This window comes from Lentzea terrae (genome assembly GCF_003265345.1).
GTDB lineage: Bacteria > Actinomycetota > Actinomycetes > Mycobacteriales > Pseudonocardiaceae > Lentzea > Lentzea terrae.
This window is the reverse complement of record NZ_QFWW01000026.1, coordinates 377,993-401,453: the sequence shown is the minus strand read 5'-3', so window position 1 is coordinate 401,453 and position 23,461 is coordinate 377,993. Positions and strand designations below refer to the sequence as shown.

The 23,461-nt window shown below is 69.7% G+C and carries 20 protein-coding genes; 15 read left to right on the top strand and 5 right to left on the bottom strand.

The window, feature by feature from the left end; genetic code table 11:
- Positions 1-837, top strand: a complete 837-nt coding sequence (locus DI276_RS33510) for an SAM-dependent methyltransferase (protein WP_232837090.1) — start codon at positions 1-3, stop codon at positions 835-837.
- Here the strand turns inward: DI276_RS33510 and ychF are convergent, their stop codons facing one another.
- On the bottom strand, positions 838-1,917 hold the full coding sequence (gene ychF, locus DI276_RS33505; RefSeq protein ID WP_112270836.1) for a redox-regulated ATPase YchF: 1,080 nt from the start codon (positions 1,915-1,917) through the stop codon (positions 838-840).
- 80 nt (positions 1,918-1,997) lie between these two features.
- On the opposite strand from ychF, the gene DI276_RS33500 reads away from it, so the two are divergent.
- Positions 1,998-3,284: an AlkA N-terminal domain-containing protein gene (locus tag DI276_RS33500; protein WP_112270834.1), complete on the top strand. Its 1,287-nt coding sequence runs from the start codon at positions 1,998-2,000 to the stop codon at positions 3,282-3,284.
- A complete protein-coding gene (locus DI276_RS33495; RefSeq protein WP_112270832.1) occupies positions 3,281-3,778 on the top strand; it encodes a methylated-DNA--[protein]-cysteine S-methyltransferase in 498 nt (165 codons plus the stop codon). Before DI276_RS33500 ends, DI276_RS33495 begins: the two co-directional genes overlap by 4 nt.
- Here the strand turns inward: DI276_RS33495 and DI276_RS33490 are convergent.
- Genes DI276_RS33490 through DI276_RS33480 form a run of 3 tightly spaced genes read right to left on the bottom strand, consistent with a single transcriptional unit; the run spans position 3,775 to position 8,336 of the window.
- Positions 3,775-4,314, bottom strand: coding sequence for a hypothetical protein (locus DI276_RS33490; RefSeq protein ID WP_112270830.1), 540 nt, complete (start codon positions 4,312-4,314; stop codon positions 3,775-3,777). The genes DI276_RS33495 and DI276_RS33490 overlap by 4 nt on opposite strands.
- 9 nt (positions 4,315-4,323) lie before the next feature.
- Complete coding sequence (locus DI276_RS33485; RefSeq protein ID WP_112270828.1) at positions 4,324-7,200, bottom strand: AAA family ATPase; 2,877 nt, start codon at positions 7,198-7,200, stop codon at positions 4,324-4,326.
- Positions 7,197-8,336: an exonuclease SbcCD subunit D gene (locus DI276_RS33480; protein WP_112270826.1), complete on the bottom strand. Its 1,140-nt coding sequence runs from the start codon at positions 8,334-8,336 to the stop codon at positions 7,197-7,199. The genes DI276_RS33485 and DI276_RS33480 overlap by 4 nt, the downstream gene beginning before the upstream one ends.
- A 99-nt stretch (positions 8,337-8,435) precedes the next feature.
- Here DI276_RS33480 and DI276_RS33475 point away from each other — a divergent pair, with 99 nt between their 5' ends.
- From DI276_RS33475 to DI276_RS33460, 4 genes are all read left to right on the top strand, one after another.
- Positions 8,436-9,347: a DNA recombination protein RmuC gene (locus DI276_RS33475; RefSeq protein ID WP_112270824.1), complete on the top strand. Its 912-nt coding sequence runs from the start codon at positions 8,436-8,438 to the stop codon at positions 9,345-9,347.
- 89 nt (positions 9,348-9,436) lie between these two features.
- On the top strand, positions 9,437-10,159 hold the full coding sequence (locus DI276_RS33470) for a DUF6542 domain-containing protein (RefSeq protein ID WP_112270812.1): 723 nt from the start codon (positions 9,437-9,439) through the stop codon (positions 10,157-10,159).
- 81 nt (positions 10,160-10,240) lie between these two features.
- A complete protein-coding gene (locus DI276_RS33465) occupies positions 10,241-13,588 on the top strand; it encodes an nSTAND1 domain-containing NTPase (RefSeq protein ID WP_112270810.1) in 3,348 nt (1,115 codons plus the stop codon).
- Positions 13,589-13,679: 91 nt separating this feature from the next.
- Complete coding sequence (locus DI276_RS33460; RefSeq protein ID WP_198681062.1) at positions 13,680-17,075, top strand: nSTAND1 domain-containing NTPase; 3,396 nt, start codon at positions 13,680-13,682, stop codon at positions 17,073-17,075.
- On the opposite strand, the gene DI276_RS33455 is transcribed toward DI276_RS33460, so the two are convergent.
- Positions 17,072-18,016 (bottom strand): 4-hydroxy-3-methylbut-2-enyl diphosphate reductase, encoded by a 945-nt coding sequence (locus DI276_RS33455; protein WP_112270806.1) that lies wholly within the window; start codon positions 18,014-18,016, stop codon positions 17,072-17,074. The two genes, DI276_RS33460 and DI276_RS33455, sit on opposite strands and share 4 nt — an antisense overlap.
- 64 nt (positions 18,017-18,080) lie before the next feature.
- Between DI276_RS33455 and DI276_RS33450 the strand changes: the two genes are divergently transcribed.
- The 8 genes from DI276_RS33450 (at position 18,081) to DI276_RS33415 (ending at position 23,445) form a co-directional block, all read left to right on the top strand.
- Complete coding sequence (locus DI276_RS33450) at positions 18,081-18,572, top strand: lipid droplet-associated protein (RefSeq protein ID WP_112270804.1); 492 nt, start codon at positions 18,081-18,083, stop codon at positions 18,570-18,572.
- Positions 18,569-19,807 (top strand): exodeoxyribonuclease VII large subunit, encoded by a 1,239-nt coding sequence (xseA, locus tag DI276_RS33445; protein WP_112270802.1) that lies wholly within the window; start codon positions 18,569-18,571, stop codon positions 19,805-19,807. The genes DI276_RS33450 and xseA overlap by 4 nt, the downstream gene beginning before the upstream one ends.
- Positions 19,797-20,141: a sugar ABC transporter substrate-binding protein gene (locus tag DI276_RS33440; RefSeq protein WP_232837089.1), complete on the top strand. Its 345-nt coding sequence runs from the start codon at positions 19,797-19,799 to the stop codon at positions 20,139-20,141. Before xseA ends, DI276_RS33440 begins: the two co-directional genes overlap by 11 nt.
- Complete coding sequence (locus DI276_RS33435) at positions 20,138-20,353, top strand: exodeoxyribonuclease VII small subunit (RefSeq protein WP_045309943.1); 216 nt, start codon at positions 20,138-20,140, stop codon at positions 20,351-20,353. Before DI276_RS33440 ends, DI276_RS33435 begins: the two co-directional genes overlap by 4 nt.
- A gap of 68 nt (positions 20,354-20,421) precedes the next feature.
- Positions 20,422-21,462, top strand: coding sequence for a class II fructose-bisphosphatase (gene glpX / locus DI276_RS33430; RefSeq protein ID WP_112270800.1), 1,041 nt, complete (start codon positions 20,422-20,424; stop codon positions 21,460-21,462).
- A gap of 131 nt (positions 21,463-21,593) precedes the next feature.
- Positions 21,594-22,364, top strand: a complete 771-nt coding sequence (locus tag DI276_RS33425; RefSeq protein ID WP_112270798.1) for a S1 family peptidase — start codon at positions 21,594-21,596, stop codon at positions 22,362-22,364.
- A 307-nt stretch (positions 22,365-22,671) separates the two neighbouring features.
- Positions 22,672-23,028, top strand: a complete 357-nt coding sequence (locus tag DI276_RS33420) for a L,D-transpeptidase (RefSeq protein WP_232837088.1) — start codon at positions 22,672-22,674, stop codon at positions 23,026-23,028.
- Between the two features lie 99 nt (positions 23,029-23,127).
- Positions 23,128-23,445: a L,D-transpeptidase gene (locus tag DI276_RS33415; protein ID WP_232837087.1), complete on the top strand. Its 318-nt coding sequence runs from the start codon at positions 23,128-23,130 to the stop codon at positions 23,443-23,445.
- Positions 23,446-23,461: the final 16 nt, after the last annotated feature.

Here is a 23,461-nt window from a genome sequence, read left to right as displayed (position 1 = left end):
GTGAGACGCACTGTCGACGCGGGACCCCCTGTGCTGTCAGCCTTCCAGGTCATGCAGGCAGTGAGCAGGACAGCGCTGTGGGTCGCCTCGATGCGAGCAGCCGAAGCCGCCCGCCCGGACCGGCTGCACGACGACCCGCTGGCCACAGCCGTGGTGGCGTCCGCATCGGAGATCCCACCGGCCCCACCGGGCGCGGCCGAGTTCATGGCGATCCGCACCCGCTTCTACGACAACTTCCTCGCCGCGCCCCCGGCTCAGGTCGTCGTGCTCGCCGCAGGCCTGGACGCCCGCGCGTTCCGCCTGCCCTGGCCGTCCGGCGTGCGGCTGTTCGAACTGGACCTGCCAGAACTCCTGGAGTTCAAGACGGAACTGATCGGAGCTGTTGATCTCACTGCCAGGTGTTCGCGGGTGGTGGTGCCGATCGACCTGCGCGACGACTGGGCCACCGCGCTGACCTCGGCCGGTTTCTCTGCCTCGTCGCCCGCCGCGTGGATCGCCGAGGGCCTGCTGCAGTACCTGCCGGAGGAGGACAAGAAGCGCCTGCTCGACACGATCTCCGGCCTGTCCGCCCCAGGCAGCCGCTTCGCGTTCGACCACATGGACAGCTCGGCCGACGACCGCGAGGTGGTGGCGGACACGTTGGAGCAGATCCGGAGCATGGGCGCCGAGTTCGTCGCGACCGTCGCCGACCCGGCGGGCTGGCTGACCGCGCACGGGTGGAGCGTCTCCGTGGACCGGGTGCCGGCGCTGGCGGTGGCTTACGGGCGGCCGCTGCCGGACTTCATGGACCCGGCAGCGGCGAACGCGACCGCGCTGTGCACGGCCACGTTGAGCTGATCAGACGTTGAAGCGGAACTCCACCACGTCGCCGTCGGCCATGACGTAGTCCTTGCCCTCCATGCGGACCTTGCCCGCGGCCTTCGCATCGGCCTTCGACCCAGCCGCCACCAGATCGGCGAACGACACGACCTCGGCCTTGATGAAGCCCTTCTCGAAGTCCGTGTGAATCACACCGGCGGCCTGCGGAGCGGTAGCGCCCTGCGGAATCGTCCACGCCCGCGCTTCCTTCGGACCCGCCGTCAGGTACGTCTGCAGGCCCAGGGTGTGGAAGCCGGCACGGGCCAGCGAGTGCAGACCCGGCTCGTGCTGGCCGATCGACTCCAGAAGCTCCAGCGCGGACTCCTCGTCCAGCTCCAGCAGCTCGGACTCGACCTTGGCGTCCAGGAACACCGCGTCGGCCGGGGCCACCAGCTCGCGCAGCTCCTTCTGGCGGGCCTCGTCGCCCAGCACGCCCTCGTCCGCGTTGAACACGTAGAGGAACGGCTTCGTCGTCAGCAGCGAGAGCTCGCGGATCAGCGCGTTGTCCACTTCGGACTGCGCCGAGAACAGCGTGCGGCCCGAGTCCAGGATGTCCTTGGCCTTCTGCGCGGCTTCCAGAGCGGGGCGGCGGTCCTTCTGCATCCGCGCCTCCTTCTCCAGGCGCGGGATGGCCTTCTCCAGGGTCTGGAGGTCGGCGAGGATCAGCTCGGTGTTGATCGTCTCCATGTCGGAGGCCGGGTCCACGCGGCCGTCGACGTGCACGACGTCCGGGTCGTCGAAGACGCGGATCACCTGGCAGATCGCGTTCGCCTCGCGGATGTTCGCGAGGAACTTGTTGCCCAGGCCCTCGCCCTCCGACGCGCCCTTCACGATGCCCGCGATGTCGACGAACGACACCACTGCGGGCACCTCGCGCTCGGAGCCGAAGATCTCGGCCAGCTTGGTGAGGCGCGCGTCCGGCAACGGCACGACGCCCACGTTCGGCTCGATGGTCGCGAACGGATAGTTCGCGGCGAGCACGTCGTTGCGCGTCAGCGCGTTGAAGAGGGTGGACTTGCCGACGTTGGGCAGGCCGACGATACCGAGGGTCAAACTCACGAGCGACGAGTCTACGGCAGGCGACGGTCGTGTCCGATTCCCGCGAGCCATTGCTCGTTCTCGCTGGCAGGATCGTTGGCATGGTCATTGACGAAGAACACGCGTACCGGGTGTGCTCCGCACGTGACGCCCGTTTCGACGGGTGCTTCATCCACGCGGTCCGCACGACCGGCATCTACTGCCGGCCGTCGTGCCCCGCGGTGACCCCGAAGCGCCGCAACAGCCGGTTCTTCCTGACGGCGGCCGCCGCGCAGTCGGCCGGGTTCCGCGCCTGCCGCCGGTGTCTGCCGGACGCCGTGCCGGGCTCGCCGGAGTGGAACCTGCGCGCTGACCTGGCCGGCCGGGCGATGCGCCTGATCAGCGACGGCGTGGTCGAGCGGGACGGGGTGTCCGGCCTGGCGAACAAGCTCGGTTACTCGGAGCGCCACCTCACCCGCGTGCTGACCGCCGAGCTGGGCGCCGGACCGTTGGCGCTGGCCCGCGCCCACCGCGCGCACGCCGCACGGTTGCTCATCGAGACCACCGAGCTGCCGTTCGCGGACATCGCGTTCGCCGCCGGGTTCGCGTCGGTCCGGCAGTTCAACGACACCATCCGCATGGTGTTCGCCTCGACGCCGTCCGACATGCGCGGACGCGGCAAAGCGCCGGTCGGCACGCCCGGCCGGATCGTGCTGCGGCTGCCGTACCGGCCGCCGTTCGACGCCGAAGGACTGCTGGCCCACTTCAAAGCGCACGCGTTGCCGGGCGTCGAAGAGGTGACCGACCACGAGTACGCGCGGACGCTCGCGCTCCCCCACGGCGAGGCAACGGTCCGGCTGACGTTCCCCACCGACCACGTGCTGTGCTCGCTGCGCCTGGCCGACATGCGCGACCTGGGCGCCGCGGTGTCCCGGGTCCGCCGCCTGCTGGACCTCGACGCCGACCCGGTCGCCGTCGACTCGTTCCTCGGCGACGACCCGCTGATCGGCCCGTTGGTCCGCAACGTGCCCGGTATTCGGGTGGCAGGCAGCGTCGACGGCACCGAAACCCTGCTGCGACTGGTGGCGCCGTACGCCGGCGTCCCGCTGCAGGTCCCGGACGGGGCGCTGACCCACCTCTACTCGGCGGGGGACCACCCCGTCACCGAGGCGGTGGCGAGCGGCAGACTCGTCGTGGACGTGGGCCGCTCGATCGAGGACCTGACCGAAGAGCTCGCACCCCTGGTCGGCCCTGCCGTGGCCGACGAGGTGGCGATGCGGGTGCTGGGCGCACCGGACGTGCTGGTGCTGCCCGCGAACATGCAGTCCCTGGCTTCCCACGGCCCCGACTGGCGGCCGTGGCGCTCCTACGCCGGAGCACACCTGACGAGGAAGGCAGCAACATCATGAGCGTCGCACACACGTCCACTGTGGACACCCCAGCGGGGCCGTTCACCGCGATCGTCGCGTCGGACGGAGCGGTGCTGGCGAGCGGCTGGACCAGCGACATCGCCCTGCTGACGCCCCAGATCCACGCGTCCCTGATGCCCTCGGAGATCACGCCGAAGAAGGACCTGGGCGACGTCACCAAGGCCGTCATCGCCTACCACGAAGGCGACCTGACCTCGATCGACACGGTGGAGGTCCGGCAGAAGTCCGGCCCGTTCCTGCAGCACGCGTGGGACGTCCTGCGCACGGTCCGCGCCGGCCAACCCGTCACCTACAGCGAGTACGCGGAACTGTCCGGGCGCCCGGCCGCCATCCGCGCCGCGGCCTCGGCGTGCGCGCGCAACTCCGCGGCACTGTTCGTGCCGTGCCACCGGGTGATCCGGATCGGCGGCAACCTCGGCGGGTTCCGCTGGGGCCTCGACGTCAAGCGCTGGCTGCTCGCCCACGAGGGCTAACCGACGAGGTTGATCTCCGGCGGCCCGCTCATGGTCACCAGCTCGGTCCGACAACGAGGGCACGAGCTGGTGACCGGCCAGACCATGTTGCTCTGCAAGGACTTCTGCTCACCGAACCAGTCGTCCTCACCCGTGTCGCGGCAGGTGTGGCAGCCGACGCGGTAGTGCAGCCGGACCCACCGCTTCGCGCCCAGCTCGGCGGCGCGCTCGTCCGGGCGCTTGAGGTCCGTGAACGGCGACCACCAGAACGACAGCCGGCACCGCAACGTCTGGACACTGATGTCTCCGGCGGTGTCGAAACCGGTGATCCGGATCGGCGCCGGGTGCCTGCCCACTTCGTCGAGGTCGTCCTGCCACTCCAGCTGGTGGCGCGAGGAGTGGCACAGGCCGTGCGCCGCGCCGTGGTGCAGGACGACGGTCCGGCCCACCCGGCGGCACACGAAGCAGTCGTGCGAGTACTCCAGCCGGTTCGACCACACGAAGTGGGCAGCCGGAGTGACCTCGACGCGCGCGGTGATCTCCACGTGGGACAGCACGAAGCGAGGCTAACCGAGCGAGACCTCCAATGTGGACCCGGTGCGCGCCTTGCGCACCCGCAATCGCGTGGGAATCCGCTGACGCAGCTCCTCCACGTGCGACACCAGCCCGACCACCCGCCCACCGGCCCGCAGCTCGTCGAGCGTGTTCATCACGATGTCCAACGTGTCCGAGTCCAAAGTTCCGAAGCCCTCGTCCACGAACAGCGTGTCCAGCAACGCCCCGCCGGTCTCGTTCGCCACCACGTCGGCCAGCCCCAGCGCCAACGACAACGAGGCCAGGAACGACTCGCCGCCCGACAACGTCTTCGCCGGACGCGAACGGCCCGAGTAGTCGTCCAGCACGTCGAGGCTCAGCCCGCCGCGGGTGCCGCGCGCGCCGGCCGAGTCGGAGTGCACGAAGCTGTACCGGCCCTGGCTCATCCGGTGCAGCCGGGCCGACGCCGCGACGGCGACCTCTTCCAGCCGTGCGGCCAGCACATACGACCGCAGCGTCATCTTCTTGGAGTTCTGGCCACGGCCGTTGATCACGTCGGTGAGTGCGTCCAGCTCGGCGTAGGAAGCCTCCAACGGCTCCAGCGACTTCCACTCGGCACGCAACCGGGCAGCCAGCTCGCTCACCCGGTCGAACGCCGCCCGCGCCCGCGCCAGCCGGGTCGCGGCCTCCGAGGCGGCGGCACGGGCGGAGGACGCGGCTGCGGTCACCTCGTTCAGGTCGACCCCCACCTCGGGATCGACCTCCGCCAGCTCCTCCAGGGTCGCCATCGCCGAGGCACGGGCGCGTTCCCACGCCGCGATCCGCTCGTCCAGCGCCTGCAGCTTGATCGCCGGACGGGCCGCGGCCAGCGCCGTCTCGACGTCGGCAAAGCCTGCTTCGGTGGCCAGCGCGGCCACCGAGGCCTGCTGTTCCTCGATGCGGGACAGCGCGGCATCGCGGGCGGTGCGGCGGTCGGCCAGCTCCACCAGCGCCTTGGCGAGCCTGAGCAGGTGGTCGCGGCGGGTCAGCACGTCCTCGTGCTCGCCGCGGGCCTTCTCCAGGCGGGCGCCGCGTTCCTCGACGACGGTGACCAGGGACGTGTGCTCGGTGCGCAGGCCGACCAGGTCCTGTTCGACCTTGGCCTTCTCGGTGCCCAGGTCGCGGGTCTTGGCCTCCAGGCCGACGAACTCGTTCTGCCGCTGCGACCGGGTGCGCGCCAGCTCCAGGGCCGTGCGGTACTCGGCCAGCGCGACCGCGGGCTCCTCCGAGCCCAAGGCCTCCCAACAGGCCTGGATGCGCAGCTCGGCGGCGTGGGCGGCGCGTTCGGCCTCGTTGCGGCGGTCGAGGGCGGCCTGTTCGTCGCGCGCGGCTTCTTCCTCGTCGGTCGCGTCGACGCCGCCCAGCATCGGTTGCGCCGGCGCGGGGTGCGACGGAGAACCGCAGACCGCGCAGGGCTTGCCGCGTTTCAGCGCAGCGGCCAGCTCGATGGCCATGTTCTCCAGGCGTTGGTGGCGGACCTGCTGCAGCACGTCCTTGGCCTTCTGGTGCACGTCGATCGCCTGGTGCAGCTCGTTCTTGGTGCGCTCCAACGCTTTCCCTGCGCCGGGCAACGCCTCCGCGGCGTCCGCGCGCGCCTTCAGGCCTTCCAACCGCGCCGAGGCCTCGGCAGCGGCGTCCAGCTGGGCGCGGCACTGGGCCAGGCGTTCCGGCAGCACCTCCAGTTCGGCGTTCAGGGCCAGCAGCCGACGCTCGACCTTGTACGAGGAGTCCTTCAGCACCGACAACCTGCGCACGTCGGCCTGCTGGCGTTCGGCCTCGGCGGCGAGCTCGGCCAGACCACCGGCTTCCTCGCGGTAGCGCTCGGCATCCTCCCGTAACGCGGAACCCTCATAACCCAAGCGTGCCAAGGCTTCCGCGGCTCGGGTCTCGTCGCGAACCGCGAACTCGAAGGACTGCTGGAGCTTCGCGATCTCACCAAAAGCAGGTACGACGGGAATCGCGCGGCGGGCGGCATCGCGTTCGGCGAACCACGACGCCGAGTCCGCAGCCTCCACGCGAGCAAGCAGCTCGCGGGCCTCACGCACGCGGCGGATCTGGTCGGCCTGCACGCGGGCCTGAGCCAGCAGGGCATCCGCGCCGTCGGCCACGCCCGCCGTCTCCTCCGAAGCAGCGGAAGCCTCGCGAACGGCGAGAGAAAGCCGCTCCAGCACCGATTCCAGCCACCCCGGCTCGAACGACGGCTCCTCACCCGCTGCCTCCGCCACGCGGTGCATCAGCTCGGAGGCGCCCTGGCGCCGTTCCTCCAGCACCCGGCCGGCCACGACCCGCTTGTCGCGAAACCACTTCTCGACGTCCAGGAACCGCTCGGTGCCGAAGAGCTTCTCCAGCAGCACCTCGCGCTCGGCCGTGTCCGACCGCAGGAACCTCGCGAACTCCCCCTGCGGCAGCAGCACGACCTGGAAGAACTGCTCGTAGGACATGCCCAGCAGGTCTTCCACGGCACGGGCCACGTCGTCGATGCGCGTGATGCCCTCGCCGTCCCAGCCCTCCAGCCAGGTCAGCGAGCACTTCGCGGGCTGCGTCGTGAAACCGCCGCCGCGCTTCTTCGGCCGGTCGAACTCCGGCGACCGCACGATCCGGAACCGGCGCGACTGCACGGTGAGCTCGAGCGACACCTCCGTCGGCACCTCGGGATCCGCGTACTCGCAACGCAGCTTCTTCACATCGCCACGAGCACCCGGCACGCGGCCGAACAACGCGAACGCCACCGCGTCCAGCAGCGTCGTCTTGCCGGCGCCGGTGTCGCCGTGCAGCAGGAACAACCCGTCGGCGCCGAGCGTGTCGAAGTCGACGACCTCCGGCCGCGGGTACGGCCCGAAGGCGGTCAGCTCCAGGCGGTGCAGCCTCATTGCTCCTGCTCCCTCGCCACAGCAGCAAAAGCCTCGCGCAGCAACGACATCTCGGCAGAGGTCGGCTCGGATCCGCGGGCGTCGGACACGAAGCAGCACGCTACTTCCTCGTCCGTGCGGCCACGCACCCGTTCCGCGTACGTCATGTTGTGCTGCAGTCCCTGCTCCGGCCGCCACTCCACGTGCACCGCGTGCTCGAACCGGGTCTGCAGCTGCCGCAACGCATCCATCGGCCGCACCTGATCGGTCAGCACCACCGACAGGAAGTGGTCCTCGACCGCGGCGTGCGCCGGATCCTCCAGCACGTCGGCCAGCGTCCCGGTCAACGTCGCGAGCCGGCGCGGCACCGGCAGATCGCGCCGTTCCACCCCGACGAGGCCGCCCGCGTCGAGCTCCACCAGCCACACCGACTTGCGCTGCCGCGCCTCGGAGAACGAGTACGCGAGCGGACTGCCCGAATAGCGCAGGTTCTCCGCCAAGGTCTGCGGACCGTGCAAATGCCCCAGCGCCACGTAGTCGACGCCGGAGAACACCTGCATCGACACGTCCTGCACGCCGCCCACCGCGATGGTGCGCTCGGACTCCGACGGCGCCCCGCCCGTCACGAACGCGTGCGCCAGCACCACCGACCGCGCGGAACGACCGGCCAGGTCAGCGCGAATCCGCCGCATCGCCTCACCGAGCACGGGCGCGTGCCCCTTGTCCGCGACCCCGAGCACGTGCCGCGCAGGTTCCGGCTCCAGGAACGGAATCCCGTACACCGCAACGGGCCCGTGCTCGTCCTCCAGCTCGACCGGCTTGTCCAGCAACGAGATCTGCGTGCGCAGGTGCAGGCCGCCCGCCGCCGCGAACTCGCCGAACACCCCGATCCGGGCCGCCGAGTCGTGGTTGCCCGGCGTGATCACGATTCGCGCCCCGGCCGCGCGGATCCGCATCAGCACCCGCGCGCACAACGACACCGCGTCGGCGGACGGCACCGCGCGGTCGTAGAGATCGCCGGAGATGACCACGACGTCGACCTTCTCGGAAGACACCAGGTCAGCGAGGCCGCTCAGCACCGACTCCTGCTCCACGAGCAGGTCGCGGCCGTGGAAGGTGCGCCCCACGTGCCAGTCGGAGGTGTGCAGGATCCGCATGGCACCAACCGTAGAGACGAGGTCTGACAAATCTCCGGGAGGGTTCCCGGCGTGTCACCCGATCGAGTTCAACATCTCTGGGGGAGCATCATCGGTGCCGTGACCGCAGTGATCATCACCGCCTCGCTCGTCCTGGCGCTCGTCTGTGCCGGGGCGCTGGTGTTCGTCTACCGCCTCTACCAGGACAGCGTCCGCCGCACCGACGAGGCGCTCCACGCCATCGGCACGGAACGCGCGCGCTACGACGCACAGCAACAGGCCCTGCAGCGGTACGAGGTGGCGTTCTCCAGCGTCAGCGGCCGCGGTGAGCTCGGCGAACAGGTGCTCGTCGAAACAGCGCGCGCACTCGGCCTGAGGGAAAACCTCCACTACACGCTCCAGACGGACGTCGCGGGCGGCGGAGCGGTGCGGCCGGACATGGTCCTCAACGTCGGCGGCGGCCGCATGGTCCCGGTCGACTCGAAGATGTCCATGGCGACGTGGGCCGAAGCGGTCGAAACGGACGATCCGCAGGAACGCCAGGACGCGCTGCGGGTGCACGTCCGCAACATCCGCTCCCGCGCCGCCGAACTGGCCGGCAAGGGCTACCAGCGCTGGGCCGACGCGATCTACGGCACGATCATGTTCGTCCCCAACGACGGCGCTGTCGTCGCTGCCCTGGACACCGACCCCGAGCTCCTCAGGTGGCTTCTCGACCGCCGGGTCTTCCTGTGCGGCCCGACCGGGTTCGCCGTGATCGCGTCGTCCGCGATGTTCGCCGTCACCGAACGCGCCCTCGCCGACGACGTCGAGCAGGTCAGGCTGCAGGCAGGCCGCGCGAACCGGGCCGCCGACACGGCGATCGAGGCCGTCAACCTCTCCACCACGCACCTGCAGCGGTTCCTCTCGGCAAGGCGGCGCGAGCTGGACGCGCTGGAGGGTTTCCGGGCGAGCGTGGAACCACTGACCGATGCCTCCGCCACCCCCACACCCCTCCCTCTGGTCCGAAGGGCGGACGAACAGTCCGCGTAAAACGCACGGAGCGTGCCAACAGGTTGCTTCTGGGTGAGAAAGCCGCGGACTGACGAACACCGAATGGCCGAACAGCTACGGTGTGCGGCGTGAGTGAGCTGCGCGACCGTTCGGCTGCCTTCGATGACGACGACGTCGAGGACTACGACGCCGTTCCGTGGAACTACCGGGCCATCTTCGGATCGTTCAAGGGCATCCCGTGGTGGGCTGCGATTTTGGCCGCCCTGGTCCCGGCGTTCATCGGCGCGTTCATCGACATCAACTCCAGCAAGACCGTCGGCTGGACGTTCATCGCCGTCTTCTTCGCGGGCTCCCTGGCCGGGATCCTGCTGGTCCAGCGCCGCAGCCTGTTCGCACCGATGGTGCAGCCGCCGCTCATCCTCGCCGCCACGGTGCCCACGCTCGTGCTGCTCACCGGCGGTGTCGGGACGGGCAAGCCGTCCTCCATGGCGCTCGGCCTGGCCAGACCGCTGATCGACAGCTTCCCGGTCATGGCCGTCACCACCGCCGCCACGGTCGCGCTCGGCATCCTGCGGATCTTCCTGCAGAAGGACCCGAACCGGCCGTCCAAGGACGAGGTCCGCGAGGCCAAGGCCGAGCTCAAGGCCCGCAGCAAGCCCGCGCCCCGCAAGAAGCCCGCCCGCGACGAAGAGGCCGAGGAACGCCCGCGCCGTCCCCGTCCCGAAGGCGCCCCGGCCCGTCGCCCGCGCCCCGAAGGCGCTCCCGCCCGCCGCCCGCGCCCGGAAGGTGCGGCCCGCGGCGAGCGCCCGGCAGGCCAGCGCAAGCCACGTCCGCCCCGCGACGACCGCTAGTGCGTTGTTCGCGGCCACTCCCCGAACCGCGAACAACCACGTCGGAACAACAAGCAGGGAAAACGGCAGCACTCTGCGAGCATGAGCTCGATGCCTAGGGGAGAACGTCCACTGGACGAAGGCGACAGCCCGCTGTTGCGGTTCGCCGGAGATCTGCGCCAACTTCGTGCCGACGCCGGCAGTCCGACGTACCGGGAACTCGCCCAGCGCGCGCACTTCTCGGTCGCCGCGCTGTCCGAGGCCGCCGGTGGACGGAAGCTGCCAAGTCTGGACGTCACGTTGGCGTACGTCCGCGCGTGCGGCGGTGACGAGCACACGTGGGCACAACGCTGGCACGAGGTCGATGAGAGCCTCTTCCAGTCCAGGGTCAGCCCGTCGCCGTACGTGGGCCTGAGTGCGTTCACGAGAGAAGACGCCGACCGCTTCTTCGGCCGCGAGAAGCTCACCAACGCGCTGAAGAACCGCCTGGAGACCCAGCACTTCCTCGCCGTGTTCGGCGCGTCCGGCGAAGGCAAGTCGTCGCTGCTCAAAGCCGGTCTGGCCCAGCACTTCGGCAACCCGATCAGCTGCACGCCCGGCACCGACCCGGACGCGAGCATCGCCGACGCGCTCGCGAAGAACCCCGACCTGCTGATCGTCGACCAGTTCGAAGAGCTCTTCACCCTGTGCGAGGACCCGGTCCAGCGCCAGGCGTTCCTGGAGATGCTGCTCAGCGCCCCGTGCAAGACCGTCATCGCCGTCCGGTCCGACTTCTACCCGCACTGCTCGCAGCACCCCGACCTGACCGAAGCCCTGACCGACGCGCAGGTCCTGATCGGCACGATGACGCCGGACGAGCTGCGCCGCGCGATCACCCAGCCGGCGGCCAAGGTCGGCTGCACGGTCGAAGGCGCCCTGCTGACCACCCTCATCGCCGAGGCGTCCGGCCGCAGCGGCGTCCTCCCGCTGGTCAGCCACGCCCTGCTGGAGACCTGGCACCGCAAGCGCGGCAACATCCTCACCGTCAGCGCCTACCAGGCTGCGGGCGGCATCGACGGCGCACTGGCCCAGAGCGCGGAGGCCGCCTACGCCGAGCTGTCCGAGGACCAGCAACACCTCGCCCGCCAGCTGCTCCTGCGGCTCGCGGCGGACGGCACGAAACGCCCGGTCCCGCGCAGCGAGGTGACCGGCGACGAGGTCCTGGACGCGCTGGCCAACGCCCGGCTGGTCACCGTCGACGAGGACACCGTGGAGGTCACCCACGAGGCGCTGTTCCGGGCCTGGCCACGCCTCGCGACCTGGCTGGACGAGGACCGCGAAGGCCTCAGGACGCACCGCAGGCTCACCGACGCCGCCCGACTCTGGGAGGAGCTCGACCGCGACCCCGGCGCCCTCTACCGGACCGTTCGCCTCACGGAAGCCACCGAGTGGGTCGCACGGACCGAACCCGCCCTCACCAAGGCCGAGGACGCGTTCCTGACCGCGTCGAAGAACCTGTCCCGGCGCCGCATCCGACGTCTGCGCATCGCAGCAGCAGGCCTCATCGCACTCGTGCTCGCGACCACTATCAGCGCCGTCAACGCCACGCAGCAGCGCGCAGAAGTCGAACGGCTCAGCCGACTCACGCAGTCCCAGCAGCTGGCCGCGCTCTCGGCCGCCTTGATGGCGAGCAACCCGGACGAGGCCGCGCGCAAGGCACTGGAGGCCTACCAGGCCGCTCCGACCAGGGAGACGCGCAGCCAGGTCCTCAGCACCGCCTTCAGCCGCCAGCGCGAGACCAGCGCCAGCGGTCACAGCGTGGTGACGGGCAACGGCGTCATCGGCGTGGCGGGCAAGCGCGGTGTCCAGATCTACGACAGCACCACCCTCGCACCTATCGCCGACCTGCCGACGAACGGCACGGCGACCGGCCTGGCCTTCGCAGCGGACGGCCGCATCGCCGTCAGCGAGCCCAACGGACGGGTCACGCTCAGGTCCGGTCCCCGCGGCGAACCCGAAGTGCTGCGGGAGTCCGGTGACCAGACCTCGCTCGTCTTCACCGAGGACGGTCGTGAGCTCGTCGCAGGTGGCCAGATCTGGGACCTGAACACCCGCGAGATCCGCGCGGAACTGCCGATCGGGCCGGTGCCCCGCCGGCTCGACGTCCTCGGCGACACCCTCGCCGTTTACGGCCACGACCTGGTGACGCTCTGGAACCTCAGGACCGCCGAGCAGATCGGCAGTTTCACGATCACCGGACGCATCAGCGAACTCAAGCTGCTGGCAGGCGACACGGCGGTGGTCGGCGACATGGACGGCCAGCTCCAGTTGTGGAGCACGACCACGGGCCGGCAGCTGAAGGACCTGGGCACCATCAGATCTTCGGTCCGTCTCGGCACCAACGCCGACCGCACCGTCCTCGCCGCCTCAGGACTCGGCTACTACGAGATCCGGCTGTGGGACGTGGTGCGCTGGACCTCCCTGCCCTCGCTCCGGATGGATCCCCTCAAGCGGAGCTTGGCGTTCACCCCCGACAGTCGCCTCGTCGTCCTCACCGATACGAGCTTGCGCGTGTGGTCGCGCAGCAGCGTGCCGAAGACCTCTGGTCACGCGGTGCGAGCGCTCGCGGTCGACCGGGACGGGACCACGCTCACGTTCGACGACGGCGGCTTCATCGAGCGCAGAGACGTCGGGATGAACCGCGTCAGCCGGGTCGCCACCGGCGCCGCCAACCCTTTCACCGTCGCTTTCAGCCAGGACTCAAAACTGCTCGCCATCAGCGGAAACGATGGGGCCTCCGTCCGGGACACGGCCTCCGGCCAGGCGATCCGCGACCTGTCCGCGGAAGACAGTGGAACACCAAGAGCGCTGGGGTTCGCCGTCAACGAGGTGGTGACGCTGAGCGGCACGCAGTCGACCGCGGTGTGGAACGTCCGGCCCGAGCTGGCGCCCAACCAGGTCAGGGGCTTCTTCGACGGTGTACCGACCGCAGTGGCGTTCGGCCGCTCCGAGCACGAGGTCGTGACCGGCACCGAGGAGGGCATCGTCGCCGTCCTGGACACCAAGACCTCGGCCACCAAGGGCCTCGGCAAGGTGCACGACGGCGCGGTGCACGCGTTCGCTCTGTCACCGGACAAGCGCGTGCTCGCGACTGGCGGCGAGGACGGGCTCATCACGGTCTGGAACACCTCGACCTGGCAGCGGATCAGTGAGTTCCGCAGCCACACGGGCGGGGTGACGGCCCTGGTGTTCAGCCCCGACTCGGCACGGCTCGCGAGCGGCGGCACGGACAAGAACGTCGTCGTCTGGGATCTCCAAGAGCACAGCATCTGGGCGACCCTCACCGGCCACTCCGACGTCGTCACGCACGTCGCGTGGAGGCCCGACGGCCGTTCGGTGGTGTCCGCCGGGCCAGACGCGTTGCTCGTGTGGCCGCTCGACGTGGAAACCGCCCTGCGAGCACTCAGTTGATCCGTTGTTCGTGATCGTCCCCGCGAACGTCGTACAACGGATCACGGACAACAACCCCCTGACCAGCACGCACTCTGCGAGCATGAGTTCGATGCCTAGAGGGGAACGTCCACTGGACGAGGGCGACAGTCCGCTGCTGCTGTTCGCCGCAGACTTACGACAACTGCGCACCAATGTGGGGAGGCCGAGCTACCGGGAGCTGTCCAGGCGCGCGCACTTTTCAGCGAGCACGCTGTCCGACGCGGCGGGCGGGCGGAAGCTGCCGGGACTCGACGTGACGCTCGCGTACGTCCGTGCGTGCCACGGCGACGAGTCGGCGTGGGAGCGCCGGTGGCACGAACTGGCCGTCGCGATGGCGCAGAGCAAGGCTGCCGACGGTCCGTCGCCGTACGTGGGCCTGAACCCGTTCACGACGGAAGACGCCGACCGGTTCTTCGGCCGCGAGGCGCTGACCCACACGCTGCTCGATCGGCTGGACCGCCAGCGGTTCCTGGCGGTCTTCGGCGCTTCCGGCGAGGGCAAGTCGTCGCTGCTGCGCGCGGGCATCGCGGCGAAGTTCCCGGACGCGGTGATCTGCACGCCCGGCCACGACCCGGACGCGGCGATCGCGGAGGCGCTCGACCGCAACCCCGGTCTGCTGGTCGTCGACCAGTTCGAGGAGCTCTTCACGCTGTGCGAGGACGAGGTGCAGCGAAGCGCGTTCCTGGACGCCCTGCTCTCCGCCGACTGCCGGCGGGTGGTCGCGATCAGGTCGGACTTCTACCCGCACTGCGCCCAGTATCCGAAGCTCGCCGACGCACTCACGGACGCACAGGTGCTCCTCGGCACGATGACCCCTGACGAACTACGCCGCGCCATCACCCAGCCCGCCGCCACTGTGGGCTGCACGGTCGAAACGGCCCTGTTGACCACCCTCGTGGCAGAGGCAGCGGGACGCAGCGGTGTGCTCCCCCTCGTGTCGCACGCGCTGCTCGAAACGTGGCACCGCAGGCGTGGCAACACCCTGACGTTGACCGGCTACCAGGCCGCGGGCGGCATCCAGGGCGCGTTGGCCCAGAGCGCCGAGGCCGCCTTCGCCACCCTCGACGAGGAGCAGCAACGCCTGGCCAAGCAGCTTCTGCTCCGGCTCAGCGCGGACGGCACCAAGCGCCCGATCCCGCGCCAGGACGTCGTCGGGGAGGAAGTGCTCAACGTCCTCGCCGACACCAGGTTGATCACCGTCGACGAGGACACCGTCGAGGTGACGCACGAGGCGCTGTTCCGCGCCTGGCCGCGACTGCGGGCGTGGCTGGACGAGGACCGCGAGGGCCTCCGCACGCACCGCAGACTCACCGACGCCGCCCGCACGTGGCAGGAGCTGGGCAGGGACAACGACTCGCTCTACCGGACGTCCAGGCTCGCGGAGACGACCGAATGGCTCGACCGCGCGCAGCCCGAGCTGACCAGCACCGAACGCGAGTTCATCGGCGCGTCCAGGGCACGGGAACGCCGTCGTTCCCGGCGCGTGCGCTGGATCGCCGCCGGGCTGACGGCTCTGCTGGTGGCCACCACGGCGACGGCGGTCGTGGCCGTGCAGCAACGCCGTGAGGTCGACCGCCTGGGACTCGTGCGGAAGTCGCAGGAGCTCACCGAACTGTCCGAGGCGTTGATCGGCACCGATCCCGAACGAGCCGCGCTGGCGGCTCTGGAGGCCTACCGGACGTACCCGACGGTCGAAGCGCGGGGCAGGGTGCTCAGCGCGGCCGCCGCCGCTTCCCGCGGCGGTGAGATCAGTGTGGAAGGCGCAGGACGCGTGCTGCGGCACAACAATGCCTGGAGCATGGGGCTCGTCGGCAGCGAACTGTGGCTGATGAGCCCCGACGGCCTCGACATCTACGACGCCGCGAGCCTGCGCCACAGCAGGACCGTGCGGCTCACCACCGGGTCGAGCTACGTCTTCAGCTGGAGCCTGACCAAGGACGGCAGGCTGGCCGTGTCCGAGAACAACGGACGGGTCACCGTGCGCGCCAGGCCGGATGCCGAGCCGGTGGAGTTCGCGAAGGCCCCGCAGCCGGTCGGCGTCCGCTTCAGCGAGGACGGCGGCTCCCTGCTCGTCGGCGGCACCGTGTTCGACTCCGCCACCCGCCAGAAGCGGTACGAGCTGCCCGCGCCGATCACCGGTCCGTTCTCGGTCAGGGACGAGCGAACCCTCGCGCTCACCGCCGGTGGATCGGTCGCGGTGTGGGACATGGTCACGCGGCGCCAGATCGGCGGTTTCGCGCTGGGCTCCGGCACCGTCCTCCGGGTGACCCTGCTGCCCGGCAGCAAGCTGGTGGCGATCACCACCGACGAAGGCGTCGTGCAGGTGCGCGACATCGCGACCGGCGCGGTCGTCGCGACACCCCACGGGCATGCCGGTCCGATCACGTCGCTCGGCCTGAGCCCCGACGAGACCGTGCTCCTCTCGGGAGGTCAGGACGGCAAGGTGCACATGTGGGACCTTGCCCGCGGCGCCGAGCTCGCCACGCTCAGAGTCGGTGAGCCCGTGTTCAGCCTGAACTACGCGCCGGACGGTGCACTCGCGATCCTCACCGAACACTCGCTGAGGTTCTGGCCGCCCGCGAGCCTCCCCAAGCCGTCCGGACGAGCGGTGCGGGCGCTCACGGTCGACACCGACGGAACCGTGCTCACGGTGGACGACGCCGGCGTGATCGAACGCCGCGACAGCGACCTGCGCTCGGTCGACCGCAGGGAGACCGGTGTGGCGCAGAACTGGAAGAGCCGCTTCAGCCCGGACCGCAAGCTGCTGGTGACGAGTACGCCGTTCGCGGTGCGCGAGGTGGCGACCGGCCGGGTGGTCACGAACATGGCGACGCTCGGGTTCACCGGGGGCCAGGTGGTGGCGCTGGAGTTCAGCGGCCACTCGGTGCTCGCGATCGGCGGCGAGACACCCGACGGCGTGTGGCCGGTCGCCGAGGGCGCCCAGCCCACGCTGATCGGAGGGATGTCGTGGGGACAGCGCACCTCGGCCGCGTTCGGCCGCTCCGACCACGAGATCGTGCTGGGACGTGACGACGGCGGCGTGAGCGCGCGGAACATCAAGACGTGGGAGGAGAAGGCGCTGCAGAGTCCGCACAGGCGACCGGTGCGGGCGTTGGCCCTCTCCCCCGACCGCACCTTGCTCGCGACCGGCGACGACAGCGGCCTCATCGCGCTCTGGGACACCGCGACGTGGCGCCAGATCGGTGAGCTGCGCGACCACACGCAGGCGGTGACGGCTTTGGAGTTCAGCCCCGACAACTCCCGGCTCGCGAGCGGCGGCCGCGACCGGGAGGTGATCGTGTGGGACATGGGCGCGCGCACCTCGTGGGCGACGCTGCGCGGGCACAGCCAGCCGATCACGCACCTGGCGTGGCGGCCGGACGGCAGCGCTGTGGTGTCCGCGGGTGCGGACGCGATGACCGTCTGGCCGCTCGACGTCGACGAGGCGATGCGGAAGATCGGTTAGCGGACCAGGTCCTTGCGGAGCTCACGCGGCAACGAGAAGGCGATCTTCTCGTTCGCCGTGGTGATCTCCTCGACGTCGCCGTACCCGTGCGACTCGAGGAACTTCAGCAGCTCCATCACCAGGATGTCCGGCACCGACGCGCCCGATGTGACGCCTACGGTCTCGACGCCCTCGAGCCACGCCAGGTCGACCTCCTTGGCGTAGTCGATCAGGTACGAGGCCTTGGCGCCGTGCTGCAGCGCGACCTCGACCAGCCGGACCGAGTTGGAGGAGTTCTTCGAGCCCACGACGAGCACCAGGTCGCACGACGGCGCCATGGTCTTCACCGCGGTCTGGCGGTTCGAGGTGGCGTAGCAGATGTCGTCGGACGGCGGGTCCTGCAGCTCCGGGAAGCGGTCCTTGAGCTGCCGGACCCGCACCATGGTCTCGTCGACCGAGAGCGTGGTCTGGGACAGCCAGATGACCTTGTTCGGGTCGCGGACCTCGACCTTCGCCGCGTCCTCCGCGGTGTCCACGAGCTGCACGTGGTCGGGCGCCTCACCGGCGGTGCCCTCGACCTCCTCGTGGCCCTCGTGGCCGATCAGGAGGATGTCGTAGTCCTCCTTGGCGAAGCGCACGGCTTCCTTGTGCACCTTCGTCACCAACGGGCACGTGGCGTCGATGGTGCGCAACGACCGCTGCGCCGCTTCTTCGTGGACGGCGGGCGACACGCCGTGCGCTGAGAACACCACGAGTGCGCCCTCAGGAACCTCGTCCGTCTCGTTGACGAAGATGGCACCGCGGTCGGACAGGGTCTCCACGACGTACTTGTTGTGGACGATTTCCTTGCGCACGTAGACGGGTGCGCCGTACTGCTCGAGAGCGCGCTCGACCGTCTCCACGGCACGATCAACGCCCGCGCAGTAACCACGCGGCTTCGCCAACAGGACTCGCTTGGGCATGCCACCAGGGTACCCAGGGCGCAGGCCAGTGCATTCGGCGCGCAGTTGCGGCAGGCTTACGGCCATGAAGCCACTGCCACTGGGTGTCCGCGTCGCCGCTGGTCTCGCGGTGACCGCCCTCGAACAGGCGCGCAAGCTGCCGCAGCAGCTCGCCGGACTTCCCCTCACGGTGGTCAGCGAGGCGATGCAGTTGTCCATGCGGGTGCAGCAGCATGTGACCGAACTCGCCATCAAAGGTGACGACGTCCTCTCCGGACTGAGGCCCGCGGAGGAAGAGCCGGAGTGGGCGACGTTCGACGAGGACGAGACGCCGGTCACGACTTCTCAGCTTCCCGCCGACGATCCGTGGGAAGAGGAAGAGCGCGCGATCGCCGAGGTGCCCGAGTTCCTGCCGATGTACGACGAGCTGTCCATCGCCCAGCTGCGCGCCCGGTTGCGCAACCTGAACGCGGAGCAGCTGGAGGAACTGCTGCACTACGAGCAGGCGCACGAGTCACGGCCTGAGTTCGTCGGCATGCTCAACCGCCGGATCGCGACGGTCAAAGCTCAGTCGTGACGGAAGCAAAATCCACGCCGGAGAACCCGTGGCCGGTGCGGACGGTCGCCCGCAAGCTGCTCGACTGGATCAACCGCCTCGGCGACGTCTGGGTCGAGGGCCAGGTCACGCAGCTCAACGCACGCAGCTCCACGGCGTTCCTGACGCTGCGCGACCCGAGCGTCGACATGTCGATGTCGATCACCGCGAACGCCGGGATGATCCGCGAGCTGCAGCTCACCGAGGGCAGCCGCGTCGTCGTGCACGGCAAGATCAGCTTCTACCCGAACCGGGGCACGCTGTCGTTGCGCGCGGACGAGATCCGCGCGGTCGGCATCGGTGAGCTGCTCGCGCGCATCGAGCGGTTGCGCAAGCTGCTGCACGCCGAGGGCCTGTTCGACCCGCGCCGCAAGCGCCGTCCGCCGTTCCTGCCGCAGAAGATCGGCCTCATCACCGGTCGTGCCTCGGCAGCCGAGCGCGACGTGCTGACCAACGCGCGAAACCGTTGGCCCGCAGCGCACTTCCGCGTCATCAACGTCGCCGTGCAGGGCCCGATGGCGGTCACCCAGGTGATGACCGCACTGTCCACTTTGGAACGCGATCCCGAGTGCGACGTGATCATCATCGCCCGCGGCGGCGGCAGCGTGGAGGACCTCCTGCCGTTCTCCGACGAGGCGCTGTGCCGGGCGGTCTCCCAGTGCCGCACGCCGGTGCTGTCCGCGATCGGGCACGAGCCGGACACCCCGCTCCTCGACCACGTCGCGGACCTGCGGTGCTCGACGCCCACCGATGCGGGCAAACGGGTGGTTCCCGATGTCGCCGAAGAGAGTGAACGCGTCCGCCAGATGCGCGACCGCGGCCGGCGTGCGCTGCACGGCTGGGTCGACCGGGAACGCAAACTGCTCGACGCCCTGCGCTCCCGACCAGTACTTTCGGACCCGTACGGTCCACTGGAGCGCCGCGCCGAAGAAGTGAAACGTTTTCGCGACCAAGCCCGTAGGGCCGTCACGCAACGTCTCGATCGGGAAGACGTCCACCTGTCAGGGACGAAAGCCCGCTTGACGACCCTCGGACCAGCCGCCACGCTGGCCCGCGGATACGCCGTTGTGCAACTCGTCACACCCGACGGGCCCGACGGCGTGTTGCGTTCTGTGACGGACGCGCCGAGCGGAACACAGCTGCGGGTACGCGTCGTTGACGGAGCAGTGCGGGCAGTTGTCACCAGCGAGGAAGGGGGAGGTACCGATGATGCGTGATGCCGTGTTCCTGCCCCTGACCATGGAGGCGGCCGGCTCGTGCGGTTCGGGGCTGCGAACGAAGGCGGAGGCGGCGAACAGGGCCGCGGCCGAGTGCTGGACGGAGATGGTGGGCGACTGCGACACCACCAGCCGCCGCACGTTGATCCTCACGTTGCACGATCTGAGCGAGGCCACCGCCGGCACGGTGCAGTACCGGCGTGTTGCGGAGGCCGAGGCGCTCATCGACGAGGCGGTGCGAGAGGGTGACGGCGAGGAGTTCGCGGAGGCGCTGGTCGGGTACGACCTGGCCGTCGCGACCGTGCTTAGCCGCCTGAGGAGCCAGTCAGCGTGAGTTCGGAAACACTCGGTTACGAAGCCGCCCGTGACGAGCTGGTCGAGGTGGTCCGCAAGCTGGAGGCCGGTGGCCTGTCACTGGAGGACTCACTCGCCCTGTGGGAACGCGGTGAGGTGCTCGCCAAGACGTGTGAGCAGCATCTCGCCGGTGCACGCGAGCGAATCGATGCAGCTCTCGCTGTGGTCGAGGAGGACGTTTCCGAGGCGTGATCCCGTGCAAGGATTCAGCTTGCCGATCAAAAAATCCGGCACGCTGAGTAGTCGCATGGAGGCGCGCAATGGTGAACACCCCCGCGGAACGACGTCGCGAAGCCCCCGACCGGAACCTGGCATTGGAGCTCGTGCGCGTCACCGAGGCTGCGGCGATGGCCGCCGGCCGGTGGGTGGGGCGCGGCGACAAGAACGGCGGTGACGGCGCCGCGGTCGATGCGATGCGCAAGCTGATCCACACCGTCTCGATGCGCGGTGTCGTGGTGATCGGCGAGGGCGAGAAGGACGAGGCGCCCATGCTGTTCAACGGCGAGGAGGTCGGCAACGGCGAGGGCCCCGAGTGCGACGTCGCGGTCGACCCGATCGACGGCACCACGCTGATGTCCAAGGGCATGCCGAACGCGCTGGCCGTGCTGGCCGTGGCCGAGCGCGGCGCCATGTTCGACCCGTCCGCGGTGTTCTACATGGAGAAGCTCGCCGTGGGCCCGGAGGCGGCCGACGTCATCGACATCACCGCGCCGATCGCGGAGAACATCCGCCGCGTCGCGAAGGCCAAGCACAGCGACGTCTCCGACGTGAACGTGTGCATCCTGGACCGGCCGCGGCACGAGCAGCTCGTGCACGAGGTGCGCCAGGCCGGTGCGCGCATCCACTTCATCTCCGACGGCGACGTGGCCGGCGCGATCTCCGCCGCACGTCCCACGTCCGGCGTGGACATGCTCGTGGGCATCGGCGGCACGCCGGAGGGCATCATCGCGGCGGCGGCGCTGAAGTGCGTCGGTGGCGCCATCCAGGGCCGGTTGTGGCCCAAGGACGACGAGGAGCGCGAGAAGGCGATCGGTGCGGGCCACGACCTCTCTCGTGTGCTCACCACGAACGACCTCGTGTCGGGCGACAACGTCTTCTTCTGCGCCACGGGTGTGACCGATGGTGACCTTCTGCGCGGTGTGCACTACCGGGCAGGTGGCTGCACGACGCAGTCCATCGTCATGCGATCGAAGTCCGGCACCGTGCGCATGATCGACGGCTTCCACAGCCTGCACAAGCTGCGCGAATACGCCTCCGTCGACTTCGACCTGCCGGGGGACGTGCAGCAGCCGATGCCGTAAGCGCCGCGCTTTCCGTGAACTGTGAACGCAAGGTAACCAGACGAGTGACCCTAGTCACCGCGTGACCTTCGTCCTTAGTTTCCGACCTGACCCCGGCAACCCTGCGCCGGGTTCAGGAAGGAAGCTCAACGATGAGGGCACGTTCGTTGTTCTCCGCAATCGCCGTGGCCGCTGGCGCTCTGCTCGCCTCGGCCGCTGCGGCCACCGCGGCTCCGACCCCCACCGCTGACGGCGACGTCTCGCCGATGATCGTCGGTGGGCGCAACGCGACCCAGGTCTACTCCTGGATGGTGTCTCTGCAGAGCACCTCCGGCAGCCACTTCTGCGGTGGCACGCTGATCAAGGCCAACTGGGTCGTGACGGCGAAGCACTGCGTCCAGGGCCGCACGCCGGCGTCGACCCAGGCGCGGATCGGCACCACGAACCGCACCAGCGGCGGCACGGTGGCCCGCGCGTCGCGGATCATCAACCACCCGTCCGCGGACCTGGCGCTCGTCCAGCTGTCCACCTCGGTCAGCCAGGCTCCCGCCGCCGTGGCGGCCACGTCCGGCCCGGTCGGCACCGCCACCCGGATCATCGGCTGGGGCCAGACCTGCCCGATCCGCGGCGGCTGCGGTGCTCCGATCAACCTGCAGGAGCTCGACACGTCGATCGTGGCGGACAACCGCTGCTCCGGCATCAGCGGCGCATCGGAGATCTGCACCAACAACACCGACGGCAACAAGGGCGCCTGCTACGGCGACTCCGGTGGCCCGCAGGTGAAGTCGGTGTCCGGCCGCTGGCAGCTGATCGGTGCGACCAGCCGCTCCGGCGGCGGCGCGACCTGCGCGACCGCTCCGTCGATCTACGTCGACGTCCCGTTCTACCGCTCGTGGATCAGCCAGTACGCCGGCGCGGTGTGAGGCTCGTAGATCGGTAAACGCATTCCGAGGGTCCGTCTCCCAACTGTTACGGAGGCGGGCCCTCCGCTTTGCAACCTGAGTGATCCTCCCGTCGTCTACTTCGGCAAAGGATGAATCACTGAGGGGGTGCGCGATGCGGATGCTGCTCGCGGCGGTCGCGTTGATGTCTGTGGCGGGGTGTGCTTCGGGGGCCGTGCACGCCGAAACTCCAACAGCACCACCATCTTCGGTGTCTTCACCTGCTCCGCCCTCTGCACCGCCTTCGTCGTCGGAGACGCCTCCCCCGCCGCCGCCTCCGCCGCCCGTCGTGAAGCCGACCCCGTGCGACATCAGCGACGGCGCGTGCATCCAGCTCTCCACAAACCAGTCGTGGGTGCTGCGCGGCGACAAGATCGCCTACGGCCCGGCGCCGATCACGCACGGGCGCAAGGGCTACGAGACGCCGGTGGGCAAGTTCCCGGTGCTGCGCAAGGTGAAGGACGAGTGGAGCCGGCCGTACAACGGCCCCATGCCGTGGTCGACGTACTTCACCGAGAGCGGTATCGCGTTCCACGAGGGTTCACTGACCGAGCCGTCGCACGGTTGCATCCACCTGGACCCCGCGGCCGCCAAGTTCTACTTCCAGAACCTCTCGATTGGCGAGACCGTTCAGGTGGTCGCATGATGATCAACTATGAGACCCCTGGCCTTCGCGGCCCTTCTGCTGCTTAGCTTTGCGGTACCCGCACACGCTTCCGGCTGCACTGTCCACAACGGAGCGTGCGTGTCGAAGAGCGCGAACCGGGCCTGGCTCGTCACCAACGGTGTGACGAGCTACGGCCCGGTTCAGATCAGCCACGGCAAGCCCGGTTTCGGCACCCCGGTCGGCATGTTCTCGGTGCTGCGCAAGGTGAAGAACGACTGGAGCGTCCCGTACAACGGTCCGATGCCCAACGCCGTGTACTTCACCTACGACGGCGTCGCGTTCCACCAGGGCGACCTCAACTCGCAGTCCCACGGCTGCGTGCGCCTGACCTGGGAAGCCTCCCAAGTGTTCTACGACAACCTCTTCGTCGGCGAGCAGGTTCAGGTACTTCCATAATCCGATGATTCAGATC